This is a genomic window from Geodermatophilus obscurus, assembly GCF_900115395.1.
Classification (GTDB): domain Bacteria; phylum Actinomycetota; class Actinomycetes; order Mycobacteriales; family Geodermatophilaceae; genus Geodermatophilus; species Geodermatophilus obscurus_B.
The window spans coordinates 339,319-364,197 of sequence record NZ_FOWE01000004.1 but is presented as its reverse complement, the minus strand read 5'-3'; the positions used below and the strand labels follow the sequence as shown (position 1 = coordinate 364,197).

The window sequence follows — 24,879 nt, the reverse complement described above, 5'->3', positions numbered from 1 at the left end:
GGTGAGCGCACCGTCCTCCCCCGGCACCGGCCCCGCGGCCGGCCGCACCGAGACCGCCGCCGAGACCGCCGCCGAGACCGCCGCCTCCGCCGCGGCCGCCCTGACCGAGGCCGTGGGCGGTGACCACGAGGTCGCCGTCGTCATGGGCTCGGGCTGGGCGCCCGCCGCCGACGCCTTCGGCGAGCCGGCCGCCACCGTCCGCATCGGCGAGCTGCCCGGCTTCGCCGCCCCGACGGCGGTCGGCCACGGCGGCGAGATCCGCTCCGTGCGCGCCGGCGACCGCAGGGTCCTGCTGTTCCTCGGCCGCACCCACCTCTACGAGGGCCGCGGCGTGGAGCCGGTCGTGCACGGCGTGCGCACCGCGGCCGCGGCCGGCGTGCGCACCGTCGTCCTCACCAACGCCGCCGGCGGCCTGTCCCCCGACCACCGCGTCGGCCAGGCGGTGCTCATCAGCGACCACCTCAACCTCACCGCCCGCTCCCCGCTGGTCGGGGCGACGTTCGTCGACCTCACCGACCTCTACTCCGCCCGGCTGCGCGGCCTGGCCCGCGAGATCGACCCGGAGCTGGCCGAGGGCGTCTACGCCCAGCTGCCCGGCCCGCACTACGAGACGCCGGCCGAGATCCGGATGCTGCGCACCCTCGGCGCGGACCTGGTCGGCATGTCCACCGCGCTGGAGGCCATCGCCGCCCGCGCCGCCGGGCTGGAGGTGCTGGGGCTGTCGATGGTCACCAACGCCGCCGCCGGCATCACCGGGGAGAAGCTCGACCACCAGGAGGTGCTCGCGGCGGGCCGGGCGGCGGCCGGCCGGCTCGGGCAGACCCTGGTCGAGTTCATCGGCCGGCTGCCGTGAGCGTCCTCGACACCGCCCGCGCCTGGGCCGCCGCCGACCCCTCCCCGGGCGACCGCGCCGACATCGAGGCGCTGGTCGCGGCCGGGGACACCGCCGAGCTCGAGCGCCGCTTCGCCGGGCCGCTGACCTTCGGCACCGCCGGGCTGCGCGGGCCGCTGCGCGCCGGGCCGGCCGGGATGAACGCCGCCGTCGTCACCCGGGCCGCCGCCGGGCTCGGCGCCTGGCTCACCGGCGCCGGGCACGGCGGGGGCCGCGTCGTCGTCGGCTTCGACGCGCGGCACCGGTCCGAGGAGTTCGCGCACGTCACCGCTGCCGTGCTGACCGCCGCCGGGTTCGCCGTCTCGGTCCTGCCGCGGCCGCTGCCGACGCCCGTGCTGTCCTCGGCCGTCCGGTCGCTGGGTTGCGTCGCCGGCGTGATGGTGACCGCCAGCCACAACCCGCCGCAGGACAACGGCTACAAGGTCTACCTCGCCGACGGCGCCCAGCTGGTGCCGCCGGCCGACCGGGAGATCGAGGCCGCGATCGCCGCCGTCGGCCCGGCCGTCGGGGTGCCCACCGCCGACGGGTGGACCCGGCTCGGCGAGGAGGTCGAGGCCGGCTACGTGACCGCCGTCGTCGAGGCGCTGCAGCCGGACCGCGTGCCGGCCGCCGACCGCGCCGCGCTCACCGTCGCCTACACCGCGATGCACGGCGTGGGCGCGGCGACGACGCGGGCGGTGTTCACCGCCGCCGGGTTCGCCGCGCCGGCCAGCGTGCCCGAGCAGGACGCGCCCGACCCGGCGTTCCCGACGGTGGGCTTCCCCAACCCGGAGGAGCCCGGCGCGGTCGACCTGCTGCTCGCGCTGGCCGGGCGCACCGGCGCCGACGTCGCCATCGCCGAGGACCCCGACGCCGACCGCTGCTCGGTGGTCTGCGACGGCCGCCAGCTCACCGGCGACGAGGTCGGCGCGCTGCTGGCCGACTGGCTGCTCCGCCGCGGCGTGCGGGGCACGTACGCGTCCTCGCTGGTCAGCGGCTCGCTGCTGCACGCGCTCACCCAGGCGCACGGCGTCCGGTTCGCCGAGACCCCGACCGGCTTCAAGTGGATCATCCGCGCCGGCACCGACGACGAGCCGCTGGTGTTCGGCTACGAGGAGGCGCTGGGCTACGCGGTGACGCCGGGCGTCGCCCGCGACAAGGACGGCATCTCCGCGGCGCTGGCCGTCGCGCTGCTGGCCGCCGAGCTCAAGGCGGCCGGCCGCACGCTCGTCGACCGGCTCGACGAGCTCGCGGTGGAGCACGGGCTGTTCGCCACCGGCCAGCTGTCGGTCCGGGTGGAGGACCTCACGCTCATCTCCGGCGCGATGGCCCGGCTGCGGGCGGACCCCCCGGCACGGCTGCTGGGCCGCGAGGTCACCGCCGCCGACCTGCTGCACGAGGACCCGCCGGTCGACGCCGTCCGGCTGCTCGGCGACGGCGTCCGCGTGGTCGTGCGGCCCAGCGGCACCGAGCCCAAGCTCAAGGCCTACCTGGAGACGGTGGTGCCGGTGCACGACGACGCCGGGGTGATCGCCGCCCGCGGCCGGGGCGAGGACGAGCTCGACCAGCTGCGCGGCGAGATGGCGCACGCGCTCGGGTTGTAGCCGTGGACGTCGGGGCGGTCGTCTGCGACGTGTTCGGCACGGTCGTCGACTGGCGCACCGGCGTGGCCCGCGAGGCCGCGCGGCTGCTCGGCCCGGACGTCGACGCGGTGGCGTTCGCCGACGCCTGGCGGGCGCGCTACCGGCCGTCGATGGAGTGGGTGCGCAGCGGCGGGCGGCCGTTCGTGCCCCTGGACGTGCTGCACCGGGAGTCGCTGCCCTCGGCGCTGGCCGAGGTCGGCGTCGCCGCCGTCCCCGACGACGTCGCCGACGAGCTGGTCCTGGCCTGGCACCGGCTCGACCCGTGGCCGGACGCGGTGCCCGGGCTGACCCGGCTGCGACGGCGGTTCGTGCTCGCACCGCTGTCCAACGGCGGGGTGCGGCTGCAGGTCGACCTGGCGCGGCGGTCGGGGCTGCCGTGGGACCTGGTGCTGGGCGCGGAGGTCGTGGGTCACTACAAGCCCGACCCGGAGGTGTACGACTCCGCACCGCGGCTGTTGGAGCTGGCGCCGTCGCGGGTGCTGATGGTCGCCGCGCACACCGACGACCTGGCCGCCGCGCGGTCGCGGGGCCTGCGGACGGCCTACGTGCACCGGCCGCACGAGTTCGGCGGGGACCCGGTGCCGGCCCTCACCGACCCCGGCGCCGACCTGTCGGTCGGCTCGTTCGAGGAGCTGGCGACCGCCCTCGGCTGCTGACCGGCTGCCGCCACTCGAGGGTCCAGCTCTCCCCCACCGGCAGCGCCCGCCACCGGCGCCCGGCGTCGGCCAGCGCGGCCGCCGTGCCGGCCAGCCGGTCGGGTTCCAGGCCCAGCGCCGCGGCCTCGCCGGGCAGCACCGCGGCCCCCCGCGCCGTGCGGGCGACCAGGTCGGCCACGCCCTCGGCCCACTGGACCACCTCCCGGCGCTCCCGCTTCAGCCGCGCCGACCGCTCGGCCGCGTGCGGGGGCTGCCGGCCGGAGACGTGCCGCATGCTGTTCCAGACGACGCCGTCGGCCACGCAGCCCCAGATCCCGTCGGGGATCCCCAGCTCGGTCTCGACCAGCGCGTGCACCAGGTCGTGCGGCAGGTCGGCGCCCCCGCCGGCGCCGCGCATCGAGAGGACGACGCCGTCGTCGCGCTCGACCGTCGTCTCCGCCGGACGCCGGTCGGCCAGCCGGGGGAAGGTCAACCGCACCTCCCCAGGCTGGCCGCGGGGTCAACCGGTTTCACCAGGCCGGCTGGAGCTCCCGCCGGACCGGCCGGTGGGCGGCGTCGTACCGGTTGGGACCCGGGTCGCCGGCGAGGCAGCCGACGACGACGAACAGCACGATCGGGCCGGCGAGGGGGACCAGGCCCCACAGCAGGAACCAGCCGGAGCGGCCGGTGTCGTGCAGCCGGGTGACCGCGGCGCTGATCGCCGGGGCGAACAGGGCGAGGTTGACCAGCAGCATGACCGGGCCGCCCGAGAAGCTCGCCTCGTAGCCGTAGGAGTAGGGGCCGCTGGTGGTGGACGCGCTGTACCAGGCCGTCCCGAGCGCGATGTCGGCGGCGATCGCCGCGACGCTCGCCGCCCACAGCGGCAGTGCGTAGTGCAGCCAGTAGGTGCGGCGGTCGATCCGTCCGCGGCGGACGTACCAGCTGCCCTCCCGGCCGGGGGCGGGCGTCCGGGTGGTGCCGTGTCCGAGGTACGCGTACTCGCTCATGTCGTCTCCCTGTCCGGCCCCGGGTCCCGGGGCTCCGTGTCGTCGGGAGCGACTCTGGCGGCCGTCACTTGACCCGCCCTTGGGCGCGACTGGCGCCCGACCTGGACGCGGCTCAGCGCGGGACGGTCTCCCGGCAGCCCGAGGCGAGGGCGCGCCCGGCGGTCTCGAGCACGACGACGACGTCCCGGCCGAAGCCGACGTCGCAGGGGTGCTCGCCGCCGGTGAGGGCCGCGGCGGTGAGTTGGTCGACCGCCGCCGACAGGCTCTCGACCGCGCTCTCGGTGTCGGGGAGCAGGACCAGCCGGCCGGCGTCGCCGTGCACGGAGAACTCGATGCCGGTGGCCAGCGGCGCCACGCTGTGCGACAGGGTCACCGTGGAGGCCACCCCCGGCGTGGCGTGCTGCAGCACCAGGTGCACGGTGTCCCCGGCACCGGCGCCGGCCTGCACCGACACCACGGGCCCCAGGGCCGGCACGAGCAGCGACAGCGCGTGCGGGCCGATGTCCCACAGCGCGCCGTGCTCGCGCCGCCAGGCCGAGTCGAAGGGGCTGCCGGCCAGCGCGGACAGCCAGGAGGCGGCACCGCCGGCGAGCCGGGTGCGCGAGGCCTGTCCCAGCCAGGTCGTCGTCGCGGTCTGGAAGCGGAAGGTGAAGAAGACCACCGAGGCGACCCCGGCCGAGCGGACGGCCGTCACCACCCGGTCGGCCTCGGCGGTGGTGAGACCGATCGGCTTCTCCAGCAGCAGGTGCCGGCCGGCGGCGGCCGCCTGCTCGGCGAGGGGCACCTGGACGTCCGGCGGCACCGCCACGGCGACGGCGTCGACCTGCTCGAGGAGCGCGGCGAGGTCGTCGGTGCCGGGGACGTCGAACTCCGCGCCGACCTCGGCGGCCTTGCCGGCGTCGCGGCCCCAGATACCGGCCAGCTCGGCGTCGGGGTGGGCGGCGATGGCGGCGGCGTGGACGGTGCGGGCCCAGTGACCGGTGCCCAGGACGGCGAAGCGCACCGTCACACCGCCCCGAACTGGCGGTCCCCGGCGTCGCCGAGCCCGGGGACGATGTAGGCGTTGTCGTTGAGGCCCTCGTCGACGCTGGCGGTGAACACCCGCAGCGGCAGCCCGCTCTGCTCCAGCCGCTCGATGCCGGCCGGGGCGGCCAGGGCGCACAGCACCGTGATGTCGGTGGCGCCGCGCCCGGTGAGCAGGGTGCAGCAGTGCACCAGCGACCCGCCGGTGGCCAGCATCGGGTCGAGGACGAACACCTGCCGGCCGACCAGCGACTCCGGCAGCGAGGCCATGTAGGCCTCCGGCTGGAAGGTCACCTCGTTGCGGGCCAGGCCGACGAAGCCCATCTGCGACTCCGGCAGCATCCCGTGCGCGGTGTCGGCCATGCCCAGGCCCGCCCGCAGCACCGGCACGATCAGCGGCGGCGCGGCCAGCCGGTAGCCCGTCGTCGTGGTGACCGGGGTGGTGATCGGCTCCTCGGCGACCTCGAGGTCGCGGGTGGCCTCGTAGACCAGCATCTGGGTCAGCTCGCGCAGCGCGGCCCGGAACGCGGCGTTGTCGGTCCGCTCGTCGCGCATCCGCGACAGTCGGGCACGGGCCAGCGGGTGATCGACGACGGTGAGCTGCACGGGCGCCACCGTATCGGTCCGCCTCCGGGGGGCGATCCCGCTGCGGAGGCGATCCCGCCACGGCGCCGGCGCGACGGTGGTCCGGGCGAGCAGGGCCGGTCGGGTCGTCGTCGCCACGTCGTCGCGCCGGCACACCCCCATGGGGCGACCGCGGTCCTGGAGGGCCGGTCGCACTGGGAGGATGGCGGCATGACCCACGTTCTCGACCCCGGGACGCTCGCGGCCGGGACCCGGCCCGGCCCGGGGCCCGGGACGCCGTTCGACGACGTCACCCGCTCGGACGCCGCCCTCCGCGCCTTCCTGCACGGCCTGTCCGGTGTCGACCAGGTCGGCGCCGAGCAGCGCGCCGCCACCCTCGGCACCCGCTCGATCAAGACCACCGCCAAGGCGTGGGCGATCGACACCGCGATCGCGATGATCGACCTGACCACGCTCGAGGGCGCCGACACGCCGGGCAAGGTGCGCAGCCTGGCCGCCAAGGCGCGCCGCCCCGACCCCACCGACCCGTCCTGCCCGGCGGTGGCCGCGGTGTGCGTCTACGGCGACCTCGCCGGCGTCGCGCGGGAGGCGCTGGAGGGCACCGGCATCCACGTCGCCGCCGTCGCCACCGCCTTCCCCAGCGGCCGGGCCAGCCGGGAGGTCAAGCTCGCCGACGTCCGCGACGCCGTCGCCAACGGCGCGGACGAGATCGACATGGTCATCGACCGCGGGGCGTTCCTCTCCGGCCGCTACCTCGAGGTGTTCGAGGAGATCGTCGCCGTCAAGGAGGCCTGCGGGGGCGCGCACCTGAAGGTCATCCTCGAGACCGGCGAGCTGGTCACCTACGACAACGCCCGCCGCGCCTCCTGGCTGGCGATGCTGGCCGGCGCGGACTTCATCAAGACCTCCACCGGCAAGATCTCCCCCGCCGCGACCCTGCCGGTCTGCCTGGTGATGCTGGAGGCCGTCCGCGACTTCCGGGCCGCCACCGGCACCCAGGTCGGGGTCAAGCCCGCCGGGGGGATCCGCACCACCAAGGACGCCGTCAAGCACCTGGTGCTGGTCAACGAGACCGTCGGCGCCGACTGGCTGTCCCCCGACTGGTTCCGCCTCGGCGCCTCCAGCCTGCTCAACGACCTGCTCCTGCAGCGGCAGAAGCTGCGCACCGGCCACTACTCCGGCCCCGACCACGTATCGGTGGACTGACGATGAGCTCGATCTTCGAGTACGCCCCCGCCCCCGAGTCCCGCTCGATCGTCGACGTCGCGCCGTCCTACGGCCTCTTCGTCGACGGCGAGTTCGTCGACGGCTCCGGGGAGGCCATGAAGACGGTCAACCCGGCCACCGAGGAGGTGCTCAGCGAGATCGCGGTGGGCACCGAGGCCGACGTCGACCGCGCCGTGAAGGCCGCCCGCCGCGCGTTCACCCGCGTGTGGGGACCGATGCGCCCGGCCGACCGCGGCAAGTACCTCTTCCGCATCGCGCGGATCCTGCAGGAGCGGGCGCGCGAGTTCGCCGTCCTGGAGTCGCTGGACAACGGCAAGCCGATCCGGGAGTCCCGCGACGTCGACGTGCCCCTGGCCGCCGCGCACTTCTTCTACCACGCGGGCTGGGCCGACAAGCTCGCCCACGCGGGCCTGGGCCCCGACCCGCGGCCGCACGGCGTGGCCGGCCAGGTCATCCCGTGGAACTTCCCGCTGCTCATGCTGGCGTGGAAGGTCGCGCCGGCGCTGGCCACCGGGAACACCGTCGTCCTCAAGCCCGCCGAGACCACCCCGCTGACGGCGCTGCTCTTCGCCGAGGTGTGCCGCCAGGCCGACCTGCCGCCGGGCGTGGTCAACATCGTGACCGGCGCCGGCGACACCGGGCGGGCCGTGGTCGAGCACGACGACGTCGACAAGGTGGCGTTCACCGGGTCCACCGAGGTCGGCCGCTCCATCGCACGCGCCGTGGCCGGCACCCGCAAGGTGCTGACGCTGGAGCTCGGTGGCAAGGCGGCCAACATCGTCTTCGACGACGCCCCGATCGACCAGGCCGTCGAGGGCATCGTGCGCGGCATCTTCTTCAACCAGGGCCACGTCTGCTGCGCGGGCTCCCGGCTGCTGGTGCAGGAGTCGGTCCACGACGAGGTGATCGCCTCGCTGCAGCGGCGGATCGGCACGCTGCGCGTCGGCGACCCGCTGGACAAGAACACCGACATCGGCGCGATCAACTCCGCCGAGCAGCTGGCCCGCATCCGGGAGCTCTCCGACATCGGCGAGGCCGAGGGCGCGCACCGCTGGCAGCCGGCCTGCGAGCTGCCCGACCGCGGTTTCTGGTTCCCGCCGACGGTGTTCACCGACGTCTCCCCCGCCCACCGGATCGCCCGCGACGAGGTGTTCGGCCCAGTGCTCAGCGTGCTCACCTTCCGCACGCCCGACGAGGCCGTGGCCAAGGCCAACAACTCCACCTACGGGCTGTCGGCCGGCATCTGGACGGAGAAGGGCTCGCGGATCCTGGCGATCGCCGACCGGCTGCGCGCCGGCGTGGTGTGGGGCAACACGTTCAACCAGTTCGACCCGACGTCGCCGTTCGGCGGCTACAAGCAGTCCGGCTACGGCCGCGAGGGCGGCCGGCACGGGCTGGCGGCGTACCTGAGGAGCACCCACCCGTGAGCGAGCGACTCGCCGTCCGCAAGACCTACAAGCTCTACGTGAACGGGGCCTTCCCCCGCTCGGAGTCCGGCCGCACCTACGAGGTGCACGACGCCCGCGGGGCGTTCCTGGCCAACGCGGCCCAGGCCTCCCGCAAGGACGCCCGCGACGCGGTCGTGGCCGCCCGGGCCGCGTTCGGGAAGTGGTCGCGGGCCACCGCGTACAACCGCGGCCAGGTGCTCTACCGGGTGGCCGAGGTGATGGAGGGCCGGCACGCGCAGTTCTGCGAGGAGGTCGCGGCCGGCGAGGGGCTCTCCGGCGGGCGCGCGCGGGCCGTCGTCGACGCCGCGATCGACCGCTGGGTCTGGTACGCCGGGTGGACCGACAAGCTGGCCGCCGTCCTCGGCAGCGCCAACCCGGTCGCCGGGCCGTTCTTCGACTTCTCGCTGCCCGAGCCCACCGGCGTCGTCGCCGTCCTGGCGCCGCAGCGGTCCTCCCTGCTCGGGCTGGTGAGCGTGCTGGCACCGGTGCTCGCCGGCGGCAACACCGCCGTCGTCGTGACGTCGAGGGCCCGGCCGCTGCCCGCAGTGACCCTCGGCGAGGTGCTGGCCACCAGCGACGTCCCCGGCGGGGTGGTCAACCTGCTCACCGGCGACGCCGCCGAGCTCGGCCCCTGGCTGGCCGAGCACGACGACGTCGACGCCGTCGACCTCACCGGCGCCCCGCCGGCACAGGCGATGGAGCTGGAGCGGCTGGCCGCCGGGAGCATCAAGCGGGTGGTCCGCCCGCCGGCCGAGGAGCCGGACTGGAGCGCCGACCCGGGCACCTCCCGGATGACGCCGTTCCTGGAGACGAAGACGGTCTGGCACCCGAAGGGGGTCTGACCCTCCTCAGCTCGCCGCGGGCGGCTCACCGGCCCGGTCGCCGGTGAGCCGCCGCGTGGCCTCGGTCTGCGCGGCGGTCGCGGCCCGCAGGTAGCGGACGACGGCCGCGAGCTCGGTCTCGTCGAAGTGCGCGCCGAGCGCCTCGAGCCGGTGCACGAGGTCGGCGAAGACCTCCTGCTGGCGGGCCAGGTGCCCGGGGTCGATCTCCACGAGCGCACGGCGGCCGTCGGTCGGGTGCGGCACGCGGCGGGCCACCTGCTTGCGCTCGAGGCGGTCCAGCAGCGCGGTGACCGAGGCGGGCGCCAGCCCGGTGTGCCGGGCGAGGTCGGCCGGGGTCAGCGGGCCGGCGCGGTGGATGACCTCCAGCGCCTTGGTCTCGGTGACCGACAGGCCGGCGAGCGCACCGACGGCCGTGTGGAACATGACCGCCGCCGTGGACAGCTCCCGCCCGGCCGCGAGCGTCTCGGCCACCAGCTCCTCGTGCGCCCTTGACACGGCCGGAGAGTAACCGTCAGGGTCATTTCGTTCGATCGAACGAAACACCCGTGGAGGTCGCCGTGGACGTCATCGTGGTGGGCGGCGGGCTGGCGGGGCCGGCGACGGCACTGGCCCTGCACCGCATCGGCGCGGCGGTCTCGGTGCACGAGACCGCTGCACCGGCCGACGGGCTGGGCGCCTGGCTGACGCTGGCCGCCAACGGCCTCGACGCCCTGGCTCCCCTGGAGGTCGCCGGGCAGGTGCAGGCGGCCGGCTTCGCCACGCCGCGCATGGCCATGCGGACCGCCACCGGCCGGGAGCTGGTGGCCTTCGACGCGTCGGCACCCCGTCCGGACGGCTTCCGGGCGACCAGCATCCGCCGTGCGGACCTGTACTCGGTGCTGAGCGAGGCGCTCGCCTCCGCCGGGGTGCCCGTCCACCACGGCCGGCGGCTCGTCGACGCGCGCCCCCTGCCGGGCGGAGGTATGCGGGCGCACTTCGCCGACGGGTCCACGGCCGACGGCGACGTGCTCGTCGGTGCGGACGGTCTGCGGTCACGCACCCGGACGCTCGTCGACCCGGATGCGCCGGCCGCCCGCTACACCGGGCTGCTCAACGTGGGCGGGTACGCCCGGGGGCTCGACCTGGGCCGCCCCCCGGGCGTCATGGACTTCTGGTTCGGCCGCCGGTGCTTCCTGGGCACCGTCACCGCTCCCGGGGGCGACACGTGGTGGTTCGCGAACCCGCCGAGTCCGCAGGAGCCCACGGGTGCCGACCTCGCCGCCGACGACCCCGAGGCCTGGCGCCCCCGCCTGCGGGACCTGTTCGCCGGCGACGACCTGCCCGCCGACGCGCTGCTGGAGGCCACCGACCGGCTCTTCGCCGGCTGGCCCACCCGCGATCTCCCCCGGGTGCCCACCTGGCACCGCGGCGGCATGGTCCTCGTCGGTGACGCCGTGCACGCCGCGTCCCCGGCCTCCGGGCAGGGGGCGGCGATGGCCTTCGAGGACGCCGTCACCCTCGCCCGCTGCCTGCGCGACCGCCCGTCGGTGCCGGACGCCTTCCGGGCCTACGAGGCACTCCGGCGACGCCGGGTGGAGGCCGTCGTCCGCCGGGGCAAGCGCACCGGGGACGCCAAGGCGCCGGGACCGGTCGGGCGCTGGGTGCGCGACCGGGTGGCCATGCCGCTGTTCGCGCGCCACCTCGCCCGGACGGCGCGGCGGGACCGGCCGCCCGACGCCTGGCTCACCGGCCACCACGTCGACTGGGAGGAGCCGGTCCGGGTCTGAACCCCGGCGCGCGCTCCCGGCCGGAACCGGCAGGATGGGCTCCGTGGCCAGGCCCAGCATCGTCCCGATCGCGCTCACCGTCGACGACCGAACCGGCTACACCCTGTGGGCGCCGCCGTGGGAGGAGGACGGCGAGGAGTGGCAGGCCTTCCTCGGGACCTCCGAGGGCGAGACCGCCACGGTGCACCTCTTCCCCACCCCGGCGGCGCTGGCCGCCTTCTGCCGCACCAGCACCGACCACGACCTCGCCGACCACCCCGTGTGGCCGGTCGTGGCCGGCCTGGGCGCGGAGGACCTGACGCCCGACGACGACCACCGCTACGACCTCGACGGCGTGTACGACATCGCCGCGGAGAACCCCGACCGCTGGGCCGTCGAGGAGCTGGCCGCCACCATCGACATCGTCAGCCGGCTGGCCGAGTGCCTGGACACCGGCGGGGCGGACGACGACGCCGCGCCGGTGGGGTCCCGGGTGATCGCCGGCGCCACGGACGACGACGAGGACGCCACCGCCGACGAGGACGGCGACGAGGACGACGAGGACGAGGACGAGGACGAGGACGACGAGGAGACCGAGTTCCCCACGCTGGCCGAGCTGGTGGCGCGGCCGGAGATCGGCTCGCTGGGCCTGGGCGTGGAGGCCTTCGTCGGCCGCTCGGGTGAGGACGCGTGGCTCGGCGTCGGCGGTGCGCTCGACGAGCTGTGGGAGGACGTCCTCGAGGAGCTGTCGGAGCACCTGGACTGGACCGGCGCCGGCACCACCACGCCGGCGGCCTACCCGTCGGCGGCCGAGGACGACGACCTCGACGCCGAGGACGCCCCGGACGCCGCCACCGACGTGGCCGCCACCGACGTTGCCGACACCGACGTGGCCGCCACCGGCGGCGTCAGCGTGCAGAAGACCGTGGCACGGGGCTCGGACGGCTCGGGGAACCGGCCGGCCGCGGGCTCGACGGCCGCCGCTCCGGCGGAGGCAGCGACCGCCGGTGTGAGCACCATCCGCGGCGGGAGCCGGATCACCGCGACGCCGGCGGCGGTGGCGGCCGCGGCGGAGTTCTGGGAGGCGGTCGGCATCCTGCCGGTGGAGCTGGTCGTCCCCGACGGTGCCGGGGTGACGCTGCGCTGCTACGTCGAGGACGTCGCCCGCTTCCTGGGCCGCGACGGCGAGGTGTGGCTCTTCGACACCCCCACCGACCTCGCCCGGTTCATCGCCCGCGACGAGGACCACGACCTGACCGAGATCGCGTCGTGGCCGGAGGTCGCCGACACCGACACGCTGCCGCTGCCGGCCGAGCAGGACCGCTACGACCTCACCGAGCTCTCGGAGCTGCTCGGTGAGGTCGCCGGTGGCGCCGCCGGCCTGGTCGACCACAGCGCGCTGGCGCAGCCGGTCGAGGGCGTGCGCGACGTCGCCGAGTACGCCGGGCTCTCCCGGGTGGACGAGCTGCTGGCGCCGTCGGCACCGCTGGGCCGGGCCGTGGCGATCGGTGAGCGCGCGCCCGGCACCCCGCTGCGCGCGGAGGACGCGGCGGTGCTGCGGACCGCGTGGGACGACGCCGTCACGGCGGTCAGCGGGGCCCTGGTCTTCCGCCACGGGTAGGCGTGCTCTGAGTCCCCCGCGGACTCAGAGCACGACCGGGCCGGGAACAGCACGGCGGCCGGCCCCGGGAGTCCCGGGGCCGGCCGCCGTGGTGGGGTGCCGGAACGGCCCCGCGTCCCCCCGCCGCGAGCCTGCGAGCGGCGGGGGGACGCGGGGTCCTCCTAGTCGCGCGCGGGCGCCGGACGGTCGAACCGTCCCCCACGCTCACCCGGACCGCGGAAGCGGTCCCGGTCGCCGGAGGGACGGCGCGGCCGGTCGCCCTCGCCGTGGGGCCGGCGGGGACGGTCGCCGTCGCGGCGGGGACGCTCGCCGTCACGGCGGGGACGCCGGCCACCGGGGCCGCCGTGCGGACGCCGCGACTCGCGGGCCGGCCGCTCGACCGGCTCCACGGGCACGCCGCTGGCGACGAGCTCGACGATCGGGGCGTCACCCGGCCGGACGCGGTCGACACGCGGGTCGACCTGCGCCTGGCGGAAGCGCCGCTTGGCCTGACCGACCTGGTCGGGCAGCAGCAGCGACACCACGACGCCACCGGCGCCGGCGCGGGCGGTGCGGCCCGAGCGGTGCAGGTACGTCTTGTGGTCGGCCGGCGGGTCGTAGTGCAGGACCAGCGACACGTCGTCGACGTGGATGCCGCGGGCGGCGACGTCGGTGGCGACGAGCACCGGGCTGCGGGCGTCCATGAACGCCTCCAGTGCGCGGCGGCGGGCCGACTGCGGCAGGCCGCCGTGGATCGCCTCGGCCTTGATCCCGACCGCCAGCAGGTTCTCCGTCAGCCGGTCCACGCCCAGCTGGGTGCGGGCGAAGACGAGGGTGCGGCCGGGACGGGCGGCCAGCTCCTGGGTGAGCGGCACCTTGTCGCGGAAGGCGACGCTGTAGGCGAGGTGCTCGGCCGGCGGGGCGTCGTCGCCCGCCCGCTTCACCTCGTGCCGCGCCGGGTCCTTGAGGTAGCGGCGGACCAGGGTGTCGACCTCGCCGTCCAGCGTGGCCGAGAACAGCAGCCGCTGGGCGTCGGGGCGGGTCTGGTCGAGCAGCTCCTGCACGACCGGCAGGAAGCCGAGGTCGGACATGAAGTCGGCCTCGTCGACGACGCTGACCTCGACCTCGGCGAGGGTGGCCTCGCCCTGGCTGATCAGGTCCTGCAGCCGGCCGGGGGTGGCGACGACCACGTCGACGCCGCGGCGCAGCTGCTGGATCTGGCGGTACATCGGGGCACCGCCGTAGACGGTGACGAACTGGACGCCGGTGGTCTGGCCGAGCGGCGCCAGGTTGTCGGCCACCTGCTGGGCGAGCTCGCGGGTGGGGACCAGCACCAGCGCGCGCGGGGCCCGGGGGCCGCGGCGGGCGGAGAGGCCCATGCGGGCGAGCATCGGCAGGCCGAAGGCAAGGGTCTTGCCCGACCCGGTGGCGGCCTTGCCGAGCACGTCACGCCCGGCGAGGGCGTCGGGGAGGACGGTGGCCTGGATGGCGAACGGCGAGTGGATGCCGCGCCGCTCCAGCGCGGTCACCAGCGGCTGGGGCAGGCCCAGCTGGCCGAAGGTGGGGCCGGCGGGCTCGGGGGTGGTCCGGGGGTCGATCAGGGTGTCGTTCTGGGTGTCGACGACGTCGACGGGGTCGAACGAGGACATGCGGGTGTGGGACTCCGATACAGCTCGGGCGCGTCCCGTGGTGGTGCGCGGGCGCTCCCCCGTCGGTGGGGTCTGCGTCCTCACTGGCGATCGCGGGCGTCGGGGACGCGGCGGATCTGCACGGATGCGCTCATGCCCGGACGGACCGTCCGGGAGGATGTCCGGCGAGTGCCGGCACCTCCACGGTAGCAGCGGAGATCACCCCGGCATTCCGCCCCGAGCAGTGGCCGCGCTCACCCGCGCAGCGCGGCGTAGCCCGGGCGGACCACCTCGTCGAGCAGCCGGGCGCGCTCGGCGTCGTCGAGGAAGGCCGCCGCCAGCGCCCGCTCGGTGACCGTCTGCAGGTCGTCCCAGCCCCAGCCGTGGGCAGCCGCGACGTCGGTGAGCTCGCTGGTCACCGACACCCCGCTCATCAGCCGGTTGTCGGTGTTGACGGTGACGGCGAAGCCGAGCCGGTGCAGCCGGCCCACGGGGTGGGCGGCGATCGAGGGGTAGGCGCCGGTCTGCACGTTCGACGACGGCGCGACCTCCAGCGGCACCTGCTCGTCGCGCACCCGCTGCGCCAGGGGACCGAGCGGACCCTCCCCCGGCACCTCGTCGGCGATCCGCACGCCGTGGCCGAGCCGCTCGGCGCGGGCGCCGTCGAGCGCGGCCCGGATGCTGTCGACCCCGGCGGCCTCGCCGGCGTGGATGGTTCGGTGCGCGCCCGCGCGGTCGAGCAGCGCGATCGCCTCCGGGTGCCGGTCCGGCGGGAACCCGATCTCCGGGCCGGCCAGGTCGAAGCCGACGACGCCGGCGTCCCGGTACCGGACGACGAGGCCGGCGACCTCCTCCCAGCGGTCGGCCTGCCGCATCGCGCACAGCAGCGCGCCGACGGTGATCGGCGTGCCGGCCGCGGCGGCGTCGGCGCTGCCCGCGGCGAACCCGTCGAGGATCGCCTCGACCGCCTCCTCGATCGGGGTGCCGCCGGCGGTCAGCAGCTCCGGCGCCATGCGCACCTCGGCGTGCACGACGCCGTCGCCGGCCAGGTCGAGGGCGCACTCGCGGGCCACCCGGCGCACCGCCTCGGGACGCTGCATCACCCCGACGGTGTGCGTGAACGTCTCCAGGTAGCGCACGAGCGAGCCGGAGTCGGCGGCCTGCCGGAACCAGCGGCCCAGCGACCCGGCGTCACCGACCGGGAGGTCGCGGTAGCCCGCCTCGTCGGCGAGCTCGAGCACCGTCTGCGGCCGCAGCCCGCCGTCGAGGTGGTCGTGCAGGAGGACCTTGGGGGCGCGGCGGATCGAGTCGGCGTCGAGCGGTGCGGGCACCGGGAGACGCTATCCCGTGCCCCGGTCCTGCCAGCGGAAGGTCAGGACGCACAGCACCAGCCCGGCCACGCACCAGGCACCCAGCACCAGCGCCACCCGGCCGAGCTCCCACGAGCCGGCCGGCTCCGAGGCGGCGAGGGCGTCGGGCAGGAACACCGACCGCAGGCCCTGCGCCAGCCACGTGACCGGGAACACCGACGCGAGGTCCTGCAGCCAGCCCGGCACCTGGTCGAAGGGCAGGAACACCCCGGACACGAACTCCAGCACCAGCGCGAGCGGGGTGACCGTGGCCGACGCCGACCGGCCGTTGCGGGCCAGGGACGACACGGCGATGCCCAGCAGCGTGCAGGCCGCCGCGCCCAGCACGGTCACCCAGGCGAAGGTCAGCCAGTCCGTCCCGGAGGGCAGGTCGATGCCGTATACCGCGACGCCGACCAGCAGCAGCAGCGCCACCGTCGCCGCCGTCACGGCGAGGACCTGCACCACCTTCCCGACGAAGTAGGCGCTCTTGGGCATCGGTGTCCCGGCCAGGCTCTTCAGCGTGCCGTCCGAGCGCTCACCGGCGATGTGGATCGCCATGTTCTGCAGGCTCGAGCCGACCACCCCCGCGGTGATCACCCCGGCCATGAAGTACTGCGGGAAGTCCACGCCCGCGCCGAGGTCGTAGTCGAGCACCGCGCCGAGGGCCAGCAGGAGCACGACCGGGAACACGAGGGTGAAGACCACCGACTCCCGCTGGCGGAAGAACTCCTTGACCTCGACGCCGGCGCGGGTGCGGTAGACCCGGCCCAGCGAGGGCAGTGTCGTGCGCTCCGGGGCTCCGACCGTCATGAGGGGCCGCCGATCATCTTCAGGTAGACGTCCTCGAGGGTGGGCCGGCTGACGGCGAGGTCGGGCACCTCGCCGGGGAAGCGCGCGGCGAGGTCCCGGACGAACGCGGTCGGCGTGGCGGTCTCGGCGGTGCGCCGGACGCCGTCCTCGGTCCAGCTCACGACCGCCGGCGCGGTGCCGCGCCCGCCCAGCGCCGACGGGACCGCCACCTCGGCGAGCCGGCCGTGGGCGAGCACGCCGACCCGGTCGGCCAGCGCCTCGGCCTCGTCGAGGTAGTGGGTGGTGAGCAGCATCGTGGTGCCGAGGTCGCGCAGCGAGCGGACCAGCGCCCAGAACTGGCGGCGCGCCTCCGGGTCGAAGCCGGTGGTGGGCTCGTCGAGGAACAGCAGCCGCGGGCGGCCGACGATGCCCAGGGCGACGTCGAACCGCCGCCGCTGGCCGCCGGAGAGCGCGCGTCCGCGGGCCCCGGCCTGCCCGGTGAGCCCGACGAGCTCCAGCACCTCGGCGGGGTCGCGCGGGTCGGCGTAGTAGGACGCCCGCGCCTGCAACTGCTCGCGCACCGACAGCTGGCTGTCCCCGCCGCCGGACTGCAGCACGATGCCGAGGTCGGCCCGCCACCGGCGGCCGCCGCGGGCGGGGTCGACGCCGAGGACGCGCACCTCGCCCCCGTCACGCGAGCGGTACCCCTCGAGCACCTCGACGGTCGTCGTCTTGCCTGCGCCGTTGGGGCCGAGCAGGGCGAAGATCTCCCCGCGGCGGATGTCGAGGTCCAGCCCGTCGACGGCGGCCCGGTCCCCGTAGCGCTTCACCAGGCCACGGACCGAGATCGCGGCGTCGGGGTCCACCGGGTCGCCGGGCTGGGGGCGGCCGTCGGCCACCACGGGCGCGGACGTACTGGTCACGACCGTCCAGTGTCCTCCTGGTCGGCGGGACGGCGTCGGCCGCCCTCGCCCGGGCGGCCCTCCCGCACGGGCCCGCCGCAGGCCCGCGAGCGGTCGGCAGGAGGGCCGTTCCTCAGGAGGCGGAGATGCGGTCCAGCAGCAGGGGCAGCGGCTCGTCGCCGGTGTCGACGCCGACGGCGCCCTCCAGCGCCTCCAGCGCCCGCTCGATGCGGTCCGGGTCGTCGGTGTGCAGCTCGAGCAGCGGCTGCCCCTCGGTGACCTGCTCCCCCACCGTCGCCGTCCACGTGACGCCGGCCGCCGCCGACACCGGGTCCTCCTTGCGGGCCCGCCCGGCACCCAGCCGCCAGGCGGTGACGCCGAGCGCGAAGGCGTCCAGGCGGGTGAGCGTGCCGGTGGCCGGGGCGGTGACCACGTGCCGCTCCGCCGGCTGCGGCAGCGGGGCGTCGGGGTCGCCGCCCTGCGCGGCGATCATCCGCCGCCACACGTCCATGGCGCGGCCGTCGCGCAGGGCGTCGGCGGGGTCGACGTCGGGCCGCCCGGCACCGGTCAGCATCTCCCGCGCCAGCGCCAGGGTCAGCTCGACGACGTCGGCCGGCCCGCCGCCCGCGAGGACCTCCACCGACTCGGCCACCTCGACGGCGTTGCCGGCGCTGCGGCCCAGCGGCCGGTCCATCGCGGTCACCAGCGCCACCGTGTTGACGCCGGCCGCCTCCCCGAGCCCGACCATCGTCCGGGCCAGCTCGCGCGAGGACTCGGCGTCCTTCATGAACGCCCCGGACCCGGTCTTCACGTCGAGCACCAGCGCGTCGGCACCCTCGGCGATCTTCTTGCTCATGATCGAGCTGGCGATCAGCGGGATCGACTCGACCGTCGCGGTTACGTCGCGCAGCGCGTAGAGCTTCTTGTCCGCCGGCGCGAGGTCGTGCCCGGCCGTGCAGATGACCGCGCCCACCTCGGCCAGCTGCCGCAGGTAGGCCTCCTCGTGGACGTCGGCCCGCCAGCCGGGGATCGCCTCGAGCTTGTCCAACGTCCCGCCGGTGTGGCCGAGCCCCCGGCCCGACAGCTGCGGCACCGCCACGCCGCACGCGGCGACCAGCGGCGCGAGCGGCAGCGTGGTCTTGTCGCCCACCCCGCCGGTGGAGTGCTTGTCCGCCGTCGGCCGGCCCAGCGGCGAGAGGTCCTTGCGCTCGCCCGAGTCGATCATCGCCTGCGTCCAGACGGCGAGCTCGTCGCCGTCCATGCCGCGGAAGAACACCGCCATGAGCAGCGCGCTCATCTGCTCGTCGGGGATCGCCCCGTCGGTGTAGGCGCCGATCACCCAGCGGATCTGCTCGGGCGTCAGCCGCTGCCCGTCGCGCTTGGCGCGCAGCACGTCGATGGCGTCGAACGCGGCCATCAGCCCTGCTCCCGCTCGGCCGCGGCCACGAGGTCCTCGGGGCCGAAGGCGTCGGGCAGCACCTCGCGCATCGGCACGATGCCGAGCGAGACGGTCTCGATGAGCATGTCGGCGCCGCCGTGCTCCCACAGCAGCTGCCGGCAGCGCCCGCAGGGCATCAGCGGCTGCCCGTCACCCCCGACGCACGCCACCGCGACGAGCCGGCCGCCGCCGGTGCGGGCGAGGTCGCTGACCATCCCGCACTCGGCGCACAGCCCCAGCCCGTAGCTGGCGTTCTCGACGTTGCAGCCGGTGACCACCCGGCCGTCGTCGACCAGCCCGGCCACGCCCACGGGGAACCGCGAGTACGGCGCGTAGGCGTGCGTCATGGCCTCGCGCGCGGCGGTCCGGAGGACGTCCCAGTCGACGTCGGCCACTAGTGCTCTCCCCTTCGGTAGACCAGGCCGTTGGCCTTCGGCATCCGCAGTCTCTGGCTGGCCAGCGACAGCACCAGCAGCGTGGTCAGGTGCGGCGTGAACGACACCAGGCCCGGCGGCAGCTCCTCGACGGTGAGGAAGCCGACCAGCGCGGCCGCGGCGACGACGGCGGCGATGCCGGCCGGCAGCAGCCTCCCGCGCATCGCCTGCACGACCGCGATCACCGCGAGCAGGATCGCGACCAGCAGGAACAGCCCGACGACGGCGGAGCGGCTGCGCAGCTGCAGGGCGTCGGTGAACCCGAACAGCCCGGCGCCCATGGCGAGCCCGCCCGGCCGCCAGTTGCCGAAGATCAGCGCGGCGAGACCGATGAACCCGCGGCCGTTGACCTGGCCCTCGCGGTAGATGCCGGCGATGAAGACGAGGAACACCCCGCCGAGGCCGGCCAGCGCACCGGAGATGACCACGGCGATGTACTTGAACCGGTAGACCGGCACCCCGAGGGAGTCCGCGGCCGCCGGGTTCTCCCCGCACGAGCGCAGCCGCAGGCCGAAGGCGGTGCGCCACAGCAGCAGGTAGCTCGCCGGCACGAGCAGCACCGCGATCAGGGTGAGCAGGCCGATGCCGCTGGTCAGGCCGCGCAGCACGCCCGCGACGTCGCTGACCAGGAACCACCCCTGCCGCTCCAGCGACCCGAGCAGGTCCGGGCCCGAGGACAGCACCGGCACCGAGAACGACGGCGGGTCGCCGTCGACCGGCGGGGACTGGGTGACGCCGCCGCCGGCCGCGTTGTCGGTGTAGAGCAGCTCGGACAGGAAGCGCACGACGCCGGCGGCGAGGATGTTGATCGCCACGCCGGAGACGACGTGGTCGACGCCGAAGGTCACCGTGGCCACCGCGTGCAGCAGCCCGCCGACGGCCCCGAAGAGCAGCCCGCCGACCACGGCGGCCTGCCAGCCCCACTGGTAGCCGGCGAAGCCGGCGCCCCAGGTGCCCAGGGTCATCATCCCGTCGAGGCCGATGTTGACCACGCCCGCGCGCTCGGAGAACAGGCCACCCAGCGCCGCCAGGCCGATCGGGACGGCCAGCAGCAGCGCCGCGGCCATCGTGGAGGAGCTGGTGAGCTGCTCCTCGCCGCTGATCACGCGGACGATCGAGACCAGCAGCAGGACGCCGACCAGCGCCCACACGATCCGGCGCGGGCGCCCGCCGCCGGTGAGCAGGTCGGTCAGCGGGCCGCGGCTGGGCCGGGTACCGGAGGGGGTCGCGACGCTGCTCATGCTCCGGTCTCCTGCCGCTCGTCGGTGCGCTGCCCGGCGCCGGTGCCGCGGCTGACACCGGCCCCGGTGCCCTCTCCCCCGTCGGCCGCGCCGCCCGAGGCGGCTCCCGAGGCGGCCTGGCCCGGGCCGGTGCTGCCGTCGCCGGCGACGGCGGCGGGTACGGCCGACCCGCGCTCGGCCGAGCGGCGGGCGACCCGGCGGGCGACCTCGTTGGCCACGACGACGGCGAGCACGATCGTGCCCTGGATGATCGTGACGACCGAGGCCGGGAAGTCCTGGATCTGCAGCGGGACCAGCGACCGGTCGAGGAAGGCGAACAGCAGCGCGCCCAGCGCGATGCCGATGGGCTTGTTGCGGCCCAGGAGGGCCACCGCGATGCCGAGGAAGCCCAGCCCGGAGGTGAAGTCGGTGGTGTAGGCGTGCGTGGAGCCGAGGAGGTCGGGCATGCCGACCAGGCCGGCCACCGCGCCCGACAGCAGCATGGTCTTGACGACCATCGCCCGGGAGTCGACGCCGCTGGCGCTGGCCGCCGACGGCGAGAGGCCGGCCGCGCGCAGGTCGAAGCCGAACCGGGTGCGGTTGAGCAGCACCGCGATGAGGACGCCCACCACGACCGCCACCGGCAGGAAGCCGTAGAGCTGCCGGGGCGGGTTGGCCAGGCCGAGGGCGCCGAAGATCCCGTTGAGGCTCGGCATCCAGCCCGACTCGGGGATCTCCGCGGTCGCGATGATCGACGCGCCCTCGGGGCTGCCCCGCAGCGGCCCGGTGAGCAGGAACGAGGCGATGCCCAGCGCGATGACGTTGAGCATGATCGAGCTGATGACCTCGCTGACGCCGCGGGTCACCTTGAGCACCGCGACGATGCCGGCCCAGATCGCGGCGACCGCCATCGCCACCACGACGATGAGCAGCACGTGCAGCGGCCCGGGCAGCGCGACGGCGGCACCGACGCCGGCCGCGAGGATCGTCGCGAGCCGGTACTGGCCCTCGACGCCGATGTTGAACAGCCCCATGCGGAAGGCGATGGCGACGGCGAGGCCGGCCAGGAACAGCGGCACCGCCCGGTTGAGGATCACCACGAGGGCGGTGACCTGCTGCGACGGGGTGTCGCCGAAGTCGACCATCACCTGGAAGACGCGCAGCGGGTCGACCTGCAGCGCGGCCATGACCGCCGAGGAGATGACCACCGCGACGACGACGGCGAGGACGGGGGCGAAGAGCGCCAGGCCGACCCGGCGGAGGACGTTCACGCCGCACCCGCCGTCGTCCGGGCCCCGGTCATGTACCCGCCGAGCTCCTCGGGGGTGACCGCCGACGGGTCGAGGGTGGCCACCAGGCGGCCGCGCAGCATGACGTGCAGCGTGTCCGACAGGCCGATGAGCTCGTCGAGGTCGGCCGAGATCAGCAGGATCCCCATCCCCTCCGCGCGGGCCTCCTCGAGGAGGCGCCAGATGGCACCCTGCGCGCCGACGTCGACGCCGCGGGTCGGGTGGGCGGCCAGCAGCAGCCGCGGCGCGGCGCTCATCTCCCGCCCCACGATCAGCTTCTGCTGGTTGCCGCCGGACAGGGCGACGGCGAGCGTGTCGGGCCCGGGCGCGCGGACGTCGTAGTCGCGCATGATCCGCGCGGTGTCGCTGCGGGCGCCGCGGCGGTCGATGAAGGGGCCCTTCACCGCCGGCGGGCGGGTCTGGTGGCCCAGGATCCGGTTCTCCCACAGCGGCGCCTCGAGCAGCATGCCCTGGCGGTGCCGGTCCTCCGGGATGAAGCCGAGGCCGGCCTCGCGGCGGGCGCGGGTGCTCCAGGCGGTGATGTCCTGCTCCCCGGTCCCCCCGCCGCCCAGCAGGACGGTGCCGGCGGCCAGTGCCCGCAGCCCCATGACGGCGTCGACGAGCTCGGCCTGCCCGTTGCCCTCGACGCCGGCGATGCCCACGACCTCGCCCTCGCGGACGGTGAGGGTGACGTCGTCGACGGGCGGGCGGCCGGTGGGCGCGGCGACGGTGACGTCGCGCAGCTGCAGCACCGGCGTCTCGCGGACCGTCGAGGTGCGGATCTCCGGCGAGGGCAGCTCGCTGCCGACCATCATCTCGGCGAGCTGGTGGGACGTCGTCGTCCGCGGGTCGGCGGTGCCGACGGTGGTGCCGCGGCGGATGACGGTGATCGAGTCGGCGACCTTGCGCACCTCGTCGAGCTTGTGCGAGATGAAGATGACCGTCAGGCCCTCGCGCTTGAGCTCAGCGAGGTTGCCGAACAGCTCGTCGACCTCCTGGGGCACGAGGACGGCGGTCGGCTCGTCGAGGATGAGCGTCCGGGCGTTGCGGTAGAGGACCTTGGCGATCTCCACCCGCTGCCGGTCGCCGACGCCGAGGTCCTCCAGCAGGTCGTCGGGCCGCAGGCCCAGTCCGTAGCGGTCGGAGATCTCGCTGATGCGCCGGCGGGCGGTGGCCCGGTCGAGCCGGCCCCCCTTCGTCGGCTCGCTGCCGAGCACGACGTTCTCCAGCACGGTGAAGTTGTCGGCGAGCATGAAGTGCTGGTGCACCATGCCGATGCCCGCGGCGATCGCGTCGGCGGGGCTGCGGAAGGACACCTCGCGCCCGTCGAGCAGGATCTGCCCCTCGTCGGGGCGGTGCTCGCCGTAGAGCGTCTTCATCAGCGTCGACTTGCCGGCGCCGTTCTCGCCCACGATGGCGTGCACCTCGCCGCGCCGCACGCGCAGCTCGATGTCCTTGTTGGCGACCACCCCGGGGAAGCGCTTGGTGATGCCGCGCAGCTCGACGGCCAGTGCCCCGCCGTCCCCGGGCGTGCCCTTGCTCAGGCTGGCCGGCGCGCCCGCCGGGGTGCCTGCTGTGGCCATGGTGGGCCCTTCCTGGTCGCTGCGGCCCGCGGGTGTGCGGGCTCGCCTCCACTCTCCTGCACCGCGGGCGCGGGATCGACCGCGCCGGGTGCTCCTCCGCGCCGCCGGTCGGCCCGGCGTCCTGTCGGGTGCGCACGCGTCGGGTGCGCATTCTGCACGCCGCGGACGACGGGGACGGCTCCCCCTCGTCGCGGTCCCCCTCGTCACCGTCCCGTGGACCGATCCCGCCCGTCGCCGCCCCACGGACGGCGACCGGTCGTCGCCGTCCCGGGACGGCGACGGGCCCGGGGGTGCCTGCGCTCCCCCGGGCCCGTCCGTGCCCGTTCCGATCAGCCGGCCGGCGTCACGGGGTGGTCGGGACCTCGACCTCGCCGTCGATGATCTGCTGGCGGTAGTCGTCGATCTGGTCCTGGATGTCGTCGATGAAGCCGCCCGAGGTGGACAGGCCCACGCCGTCGGCCTCGAGGTCGTAGACGATGTCCGCCCCGCCCTCGACGCTGCCGTCGACGAAGGAGTCGATGAAGGCCGAGACGGCGTTGTCGACCCGCTTGAGCATCGAGGTCAGGATGACCGCCTGCAGGGCCGGGTCGTCGACGGTGTTGTACTGGTCGGAGTCGACGCCGATGGCGCGCGCGCCACCCCCGGCGGCCGCCGCGGCCGCCTGGAAGACGCCCAGGCCCGAGCCGCCCGCCGCCTGGTAGACGATGTCGGCCCCGCCGTCGTACATGCCCTGCGCGATGATCTGCGCGCGGGCCGGGTCGTTGAACCCGGAGAAGTCACCGGCCGGGGAGATGTACTGGCTGTTGACGGTGATGTCGGGACGGACCGCCTGCGCGCCCGCCTCGTAGCCGGCCTGGAACTTCTGGATCAGCGGCGTCTCGACGCCACCGACGAAGCCGATGCTGCCGGTCTCGGACTTCAGCGCGGCCGCGACACCGGCGAGGAACGAGCCCTGCTCCTCGGCGAACAGCAGGCCGGTGAGGTTGTCGGCACCGAGCTCGACCGCGGAGGAGTCGATGATCGCGAACGTCGTGTCCGGGTACTGCTCGACGACGTCGCCGATGACCTCGCCGTAGGCGAAGCCGACCGCGATGACGGGGTTGTACCCCTCGTCGGCCAGCTGGGTCAGCAGGTCGGCGCGGTTGGAGCCGTCGGCGTTGGGGCTGAGGTCCTGGTACTCACCGCCGTGCTCCTCGACGGCGGCCTCGAGGCCGGCGACCGCCGAGTCGTTGAACGACCGGTCGCCGCGGCCGCCGGTGTCGAAGGCCAGGCCGATGCGGGGCTCGCTGCTCCCGCCGCCCTCGCCGCCACCGCCACCGCCACCGCTGCCGCCGCCGGCCTCGTCGCTGGCACAGGCGGCCAGGGCCATGCTGCCGGCCAGCAGCAGCGCCGCGACCTTCATCTTCCGCGCTCGGCGCAAGAGGCACTCCTCTCTGGGGGGAGCCCCCGCACGGACGGCGGCGGACTCCCGTGGATCCTGGTGCGTCGCGCCCCAGGCGCCCGGCGCAGCCGGACGCCGGACGCGCCGACTCGGCACGCTAACCGCGGTCGGCGTCCGCGCCGCCCTCCCGGCGGCGGACCGAGATGCGATCGTTGCGAACGGGCAGGCCGCCGCGGT

Annotated in this window: 23 protein-coding genes; 8 read left to right on the top strand and 15 right to left on the bottom strand. The window is 75.6% G+C overall.

Going from position 1 to position 24,879, the window contains the following annotated elements:
* Position 1 precedes the first annotated feature (1 nt).
* From BM165_RS10340 to BM165_RS10330, 3 genes are read left to right on the top strand one after another with little or no spacing between them, the layout of a single operon-like run.
* Positions 2–853: a purine-nucleoside phosphorylase gene (locus BM165_RS10340; protein ID WP_075013415.1), complete on the top strand. Its 852-nt coding sequence runs from the start codon at positions 2–4 to the stop codon at positions 851–853.
* The gene (locus BM165_RS10335; RefSeq protein ID WP_075013414.1) at positions 850–2,475 is read left to right on the top strand and encodes a phospho-sugar mutase; all 1,626 of its coding nucleotides are present in this window, start codon (positions 850–852) and stop codon (positions 2,473–2,475) included. The genes BM165_RS10340 and BM165_RS10335 overlap by 4 nt, the downstream gene beginning before the upstream one ends.
* Positions 2,476–2,477: 2 nt before the next feature.
* The gene (locus tag BM165_RS10330; RefSeq protein WP_075013413.1) at positions 2,478–3,170 is read left to right on the top strand and encodes a haloacid dehalogenase type II; all 693 of its coding nucleotides are present in this window, start codon (positions 2,478–2,480) and stop codon (positions 3,168–3,170) included.
* Here BM165_RS10330 and BM165_RS10325 read toward each other — a convergent pair.
* The 4 genes from BM165_RS10325 to upp all read right to left on the bottom strand — a co-directional run bounded on the left by BM165_RS10325 (position 3,103) and on the right by upp (position 5,785).
* Positions 3,103–3,648 (bottom strand): hypothetical protein, encoded by a 546-nt coding sequence (locus tag BM165_RS10325; RefSeq protein WP_143108109.1) that lies wholly within the window; start codon positions 3,646–3,648, stop codon positions 3,103–3,105. The two genes, BM165_RS10330 and BM165_RS10325, sit on opposite strands and share 68 nt — an antisense overlap.
* 31 nt (positions 3,649–3,679) lie before the next feature.
* Entirely contained in the window at positions 3,680–4,156 is a 477-nt protein-coding gene (locus tag BM165_RS10320) for a DUF805 domain-containing protein (RefSeq protein WP_083427226.1), read from the bottom strand.
* Positions 4,157–4,268: 112 nt separating this feature from the next.
* Complete coding sequence (locus tag BM165_RS10315) at positions 4,269–5,159, bottom strand: Gfo/Idh/MocA family protein (RefSeq protein ID WP_075013524.1); 891 nt, start codon at positions 5,157–5,159, stop codon at positions 4,269–4,271.
* A gap of 2 nt (positions 5,160–5,161) precedes the next feature.
* Positions 5,162–5,785: a uracil phosphoribosyltransferase gene (gene upp / locus BM165_RS10310; protein WP_075013523.1), complete on the bottom strand. Its 624-nt coding sequence runs from the start codon at positions 5,783–5,785 to the stop codon at positions 5,162–5,164.
* Positions 5,786–5,974: 189 nt separating this feature from the next.
* On the opposite strand from upp, the gene deoC reads away from it, so the two are divergent.
* The 3 genes from deoC to BM165_RS10295 are packed head-to-tail and all read left to right on the top strand — an operon-like array spanning position 5,975 to position 9,281.
* Positions 5,975–6,970 (top strand): deoxyribose-phosphate aldolase, encoded by a 996-nt coding sequence (deoC, locus tag BM165_RS10305; protein ID WP_083427225.1) that lies wholly within the window; start codon positions 5,975–5,977, stop codon positions 6,968–6,970.
* Positions 6,971–6,972: 2 nt separating this feature from the next.
* On the top strand, positions 6,973–8,418 hold the full coding sequence (locus tag BM165_RS10300) for an aldehyde dehydrogenase family protein (protein ID WP_208976706.1): 1,446 nt from the start codon (positions 6,973–6,975) through the stop codon (positions 8,416–8,418).
* A complete protein-coding gene (locus tag BM165_RS10295) occupies positions 8,415–9,281 on the top strand; it encodes an aldehyde dehydrogenase family protein (protein WP_075013411.1) in 867 nt (288 codons plus the stop codon). Before BM165_RS10300 ends, BM165_RS10295 begins: the two co-directional genes overlap by 4 nt.
* 6 nt (positions 9,282–9,287) lie before the next feature.
* On the opposite strand, the gene BM165_RS10290 is transcribed toward BM165_RS10295, so the two are convergent.
* Positions 9,288–9,776 carry a MarR family winged helix-turn-helix transcriptional regulator gene (locus BM165_RS10290; protein ID WP_075013410.1) on the bottom strand — a complete coding sequence of 163 codons (489 nt, stop codon included), beginning with the start codon at positions 9,774–9,776 and terminating at the stop codon, positions 9,288–9,290.
* A 62-nt stretch (positions 9,777–9,838) separates the two neighbouring features.
* On the opposite strand from BM165_RS10290, the gene BM165_RS10285 reads away from it, so the two are divergent.
* Both BM165_RS10285 and BM165_RS10280 read left to right on the top strand, forming a co-directional pair.
* Positions 9,839–11,047: an FAD-dependent monooxygenase gene (locus BM165_RS10285; RefSeq protein ID WP_075013520.1), complete on the top strand. Its 1,209-nt coding sequence runs from the start codon at positions 9,839–9,841 to the stop codon at positions 11,045–11,047.
* Positions 11,048–11,090: 43 nt separating this feature from the next.
* Positions 11,091–12,647, top strand: a complete 1,557-nt coding sequence (locus tag BM165_RS10280) for a hypothetical protein (protein ID WP_075013409.1) — start codon at positions 11,091–11,093, stop codon at positions 12,645–12,647.
* Positions 12,648–12,808: 161 nt separating this feature from the next.
* Here BM165_RS10280 and BM165_RS10275 read toward each other — a convergent pair whose 3' ends face one another.
* The 10 genes from BM165_RS10275 to BM165_RS10230 all read right to left on the bottom strand — a co-directional run bounded on the left by BM165_RS10275 (position 12,809) and on the right by BM165_RS10230 (position 24,681).
* The gene (locus BM165_RS10275) at positions 12,809–14,275 is read right to left on the bottom strand and encodes a DEAD/DEAH box helicase (protein ID WP_075013408.1); all 1,467 of its coding nucleotides are present in this window, start codon (positions 14,273–14,275) and stop codon (positions 12,809–12,811) included.
* A gap of 233 nt (positions 14,276–14,508) precedes the next feature.
* Complete coding sequence (locus BM165_RS10270; RefSeq protein ID WP_075013407.1) at positions 14,509–15,585, bottom strand: adenosine deaminase; 1,077 nt, start codon at positions 15,583–15,585, stop codon at positions 14,509–14,511.
* A gap of 9 nt (positions 15,586–15,594) precedes the next feature.
* Complete coding sequence (locus BM165_RS10265; protein ID WP_075013406.1) at positions 15,595–16,416, bottom strand: ABC transporter permease; 822 nt, start codon at positions 16,414–16,416, stop codon at positions 15,595–15,597.
* Positions 16,413–17,318: an ABC transporter ATP-binding protein gene (locus tag BM165_RS10260; RefSeq protein WP_208976705.1), complete on the bottom strand. Its 906-nt coding sequence runs from the start codon at positions 17,316–17,318 to the stop codon at positions 16,413–16,415. Before BM165_RS10260 ends, BM165_RS10265 begins: the two co-directional genes overlap by 4 nt.
* 112 nt (positions 17,319–17,430) lie before the next feature.
* Positions 17,431–18,714: a thymidine phosphorylase gene (locus BM165_RS10255; protein ID WP_075013405.1), complete on the bottom strand. Its 1,284-nt coding sequence runs from the start codon at positions 18,712–18,714 to the stop codon at positions 17,431–17,433.
* Entirely contained in the window at positions 18,714–19,130 is a 417-nt protein-coding gene (locus BM165_RS10250; RefSeq protein ID WP_075013404.1) for a cytidine deaminase, read from the bottom strand. The genes BM165_RS10255 and BM165_RS10250 overlap by 1 nt, the downstream gene beginning before the upstream one ends.
* Positions 19,130–20,410, bottom strand: a complete 1,281-nt coding sequence (locus BM165_RS10245; RefSeq protein ID WP_075013403.1) for an ABC transporter permease — start codon at positions 20,408–20,410, stop codon at positions 19,130–19,132. Before BM165_RS10245 ends, BM165_RS10250 begins: the two co-directional genes overlap by 1 nt.
* Positions 20,407–21,660, bottom strand: a complete 1,254-nt coding sequence (locus tag BM165_RS10240) for an ABC transporter permease (RefSeq protein ID WP_083427223.1) — start codon at positions 21,658–21,660, stop codon at positions 20,407–20,409. The genes BM165_RS10245 and BM165_RS10240 overlap by 4 nt, the downstream gene beginning before the upstream one ends.
* Positions 21,657–23,261, bottom strand: a complete 1,605-nt coding sequence (locus tag BM165_RS10235; RefSeq protein WP_083427222.1) for an ABC transporter ATP-binding protein — start codon at positions 23,259–23,261, stop codon at positions 21,657–21,659. The genes BM165_RS10240 and BM165_RS10235 overlap by 4 nt, the downstream gene beginning before the upstream one ends.
* 343 nt (positions 23,262–23,604) lie before the next feature.
* Positions 23,605–24,681: a BMP family lipoprotein gene (locus BM165_RS10230; protein WP_244274164.1), complete on the bottom strand. Its 1,077-nt coding sequence runs from the start codon at positions 24,679–24,681 to the stop codon at positions 23,605–23,607.
* Positions 24,682–24,879 lie beyond the last annotated feature (198 nt).

Bases quoted from the DNA above. Each gene is read 5' to 3' on its own strand.
- BM165_RS10320 (WP_083427226.1), bottom strand. From the start codon at position 4,156: ATGAGCGAGTACGCGTACCTCGGACACGGCACCACCCGGACGCCCGCC.
- deoC (WP_083427225.1), top strand. From the start codon at position 5,975: ATGACCCACGTTCTCGACCCCGGGACGCTCGCGGCCGGGACCCGGCCC.
- BM165_RS10300 (WP_208976706.1), top strand. From the start codon at position 6,973: ATGAGCTCGATCTTCGAGTACGCCCCCGCCCCCGAGTCCCGCTCGATC.
- BM165_RS10275 (WP_075013408.1), bottom strand. From the start codon at position 14,275: ATGTCCTCGTTCGACCCCGTCGACGTCGTCGACACCCAGAACGACACC.
- BM165_RS10265 (WP_075013406.1), bottom strand. From the start codon at position 16,416: ATGACGGTCGGAGCCCCGGAGCGCACGACACTGCCCTCGCTGGGCCGG.
- BM165_RS10255 (WP_075013405.1), bottom strand. From the start codon at position 18,714: ATGGCCGCGTTCGACGCCATCGACGTGCTGCGCGCCAAGCGCGACGGG.
- BM165_RS10245 (WP_075013403.1), bottom strand. From the start codon at position 20,410: ATGAGCAGCGTCGCGACCCCCTCCGGTACCCGGCCCAGCCGCGGCCCG.
- BM165_RS10235 (WP_083427222.1), bottom strand. From the start codon at position 23,261: ATGGCCACAGCAGGCACCCCGGCGGGCGCGCCGGCCAGCCTGAGCAAG.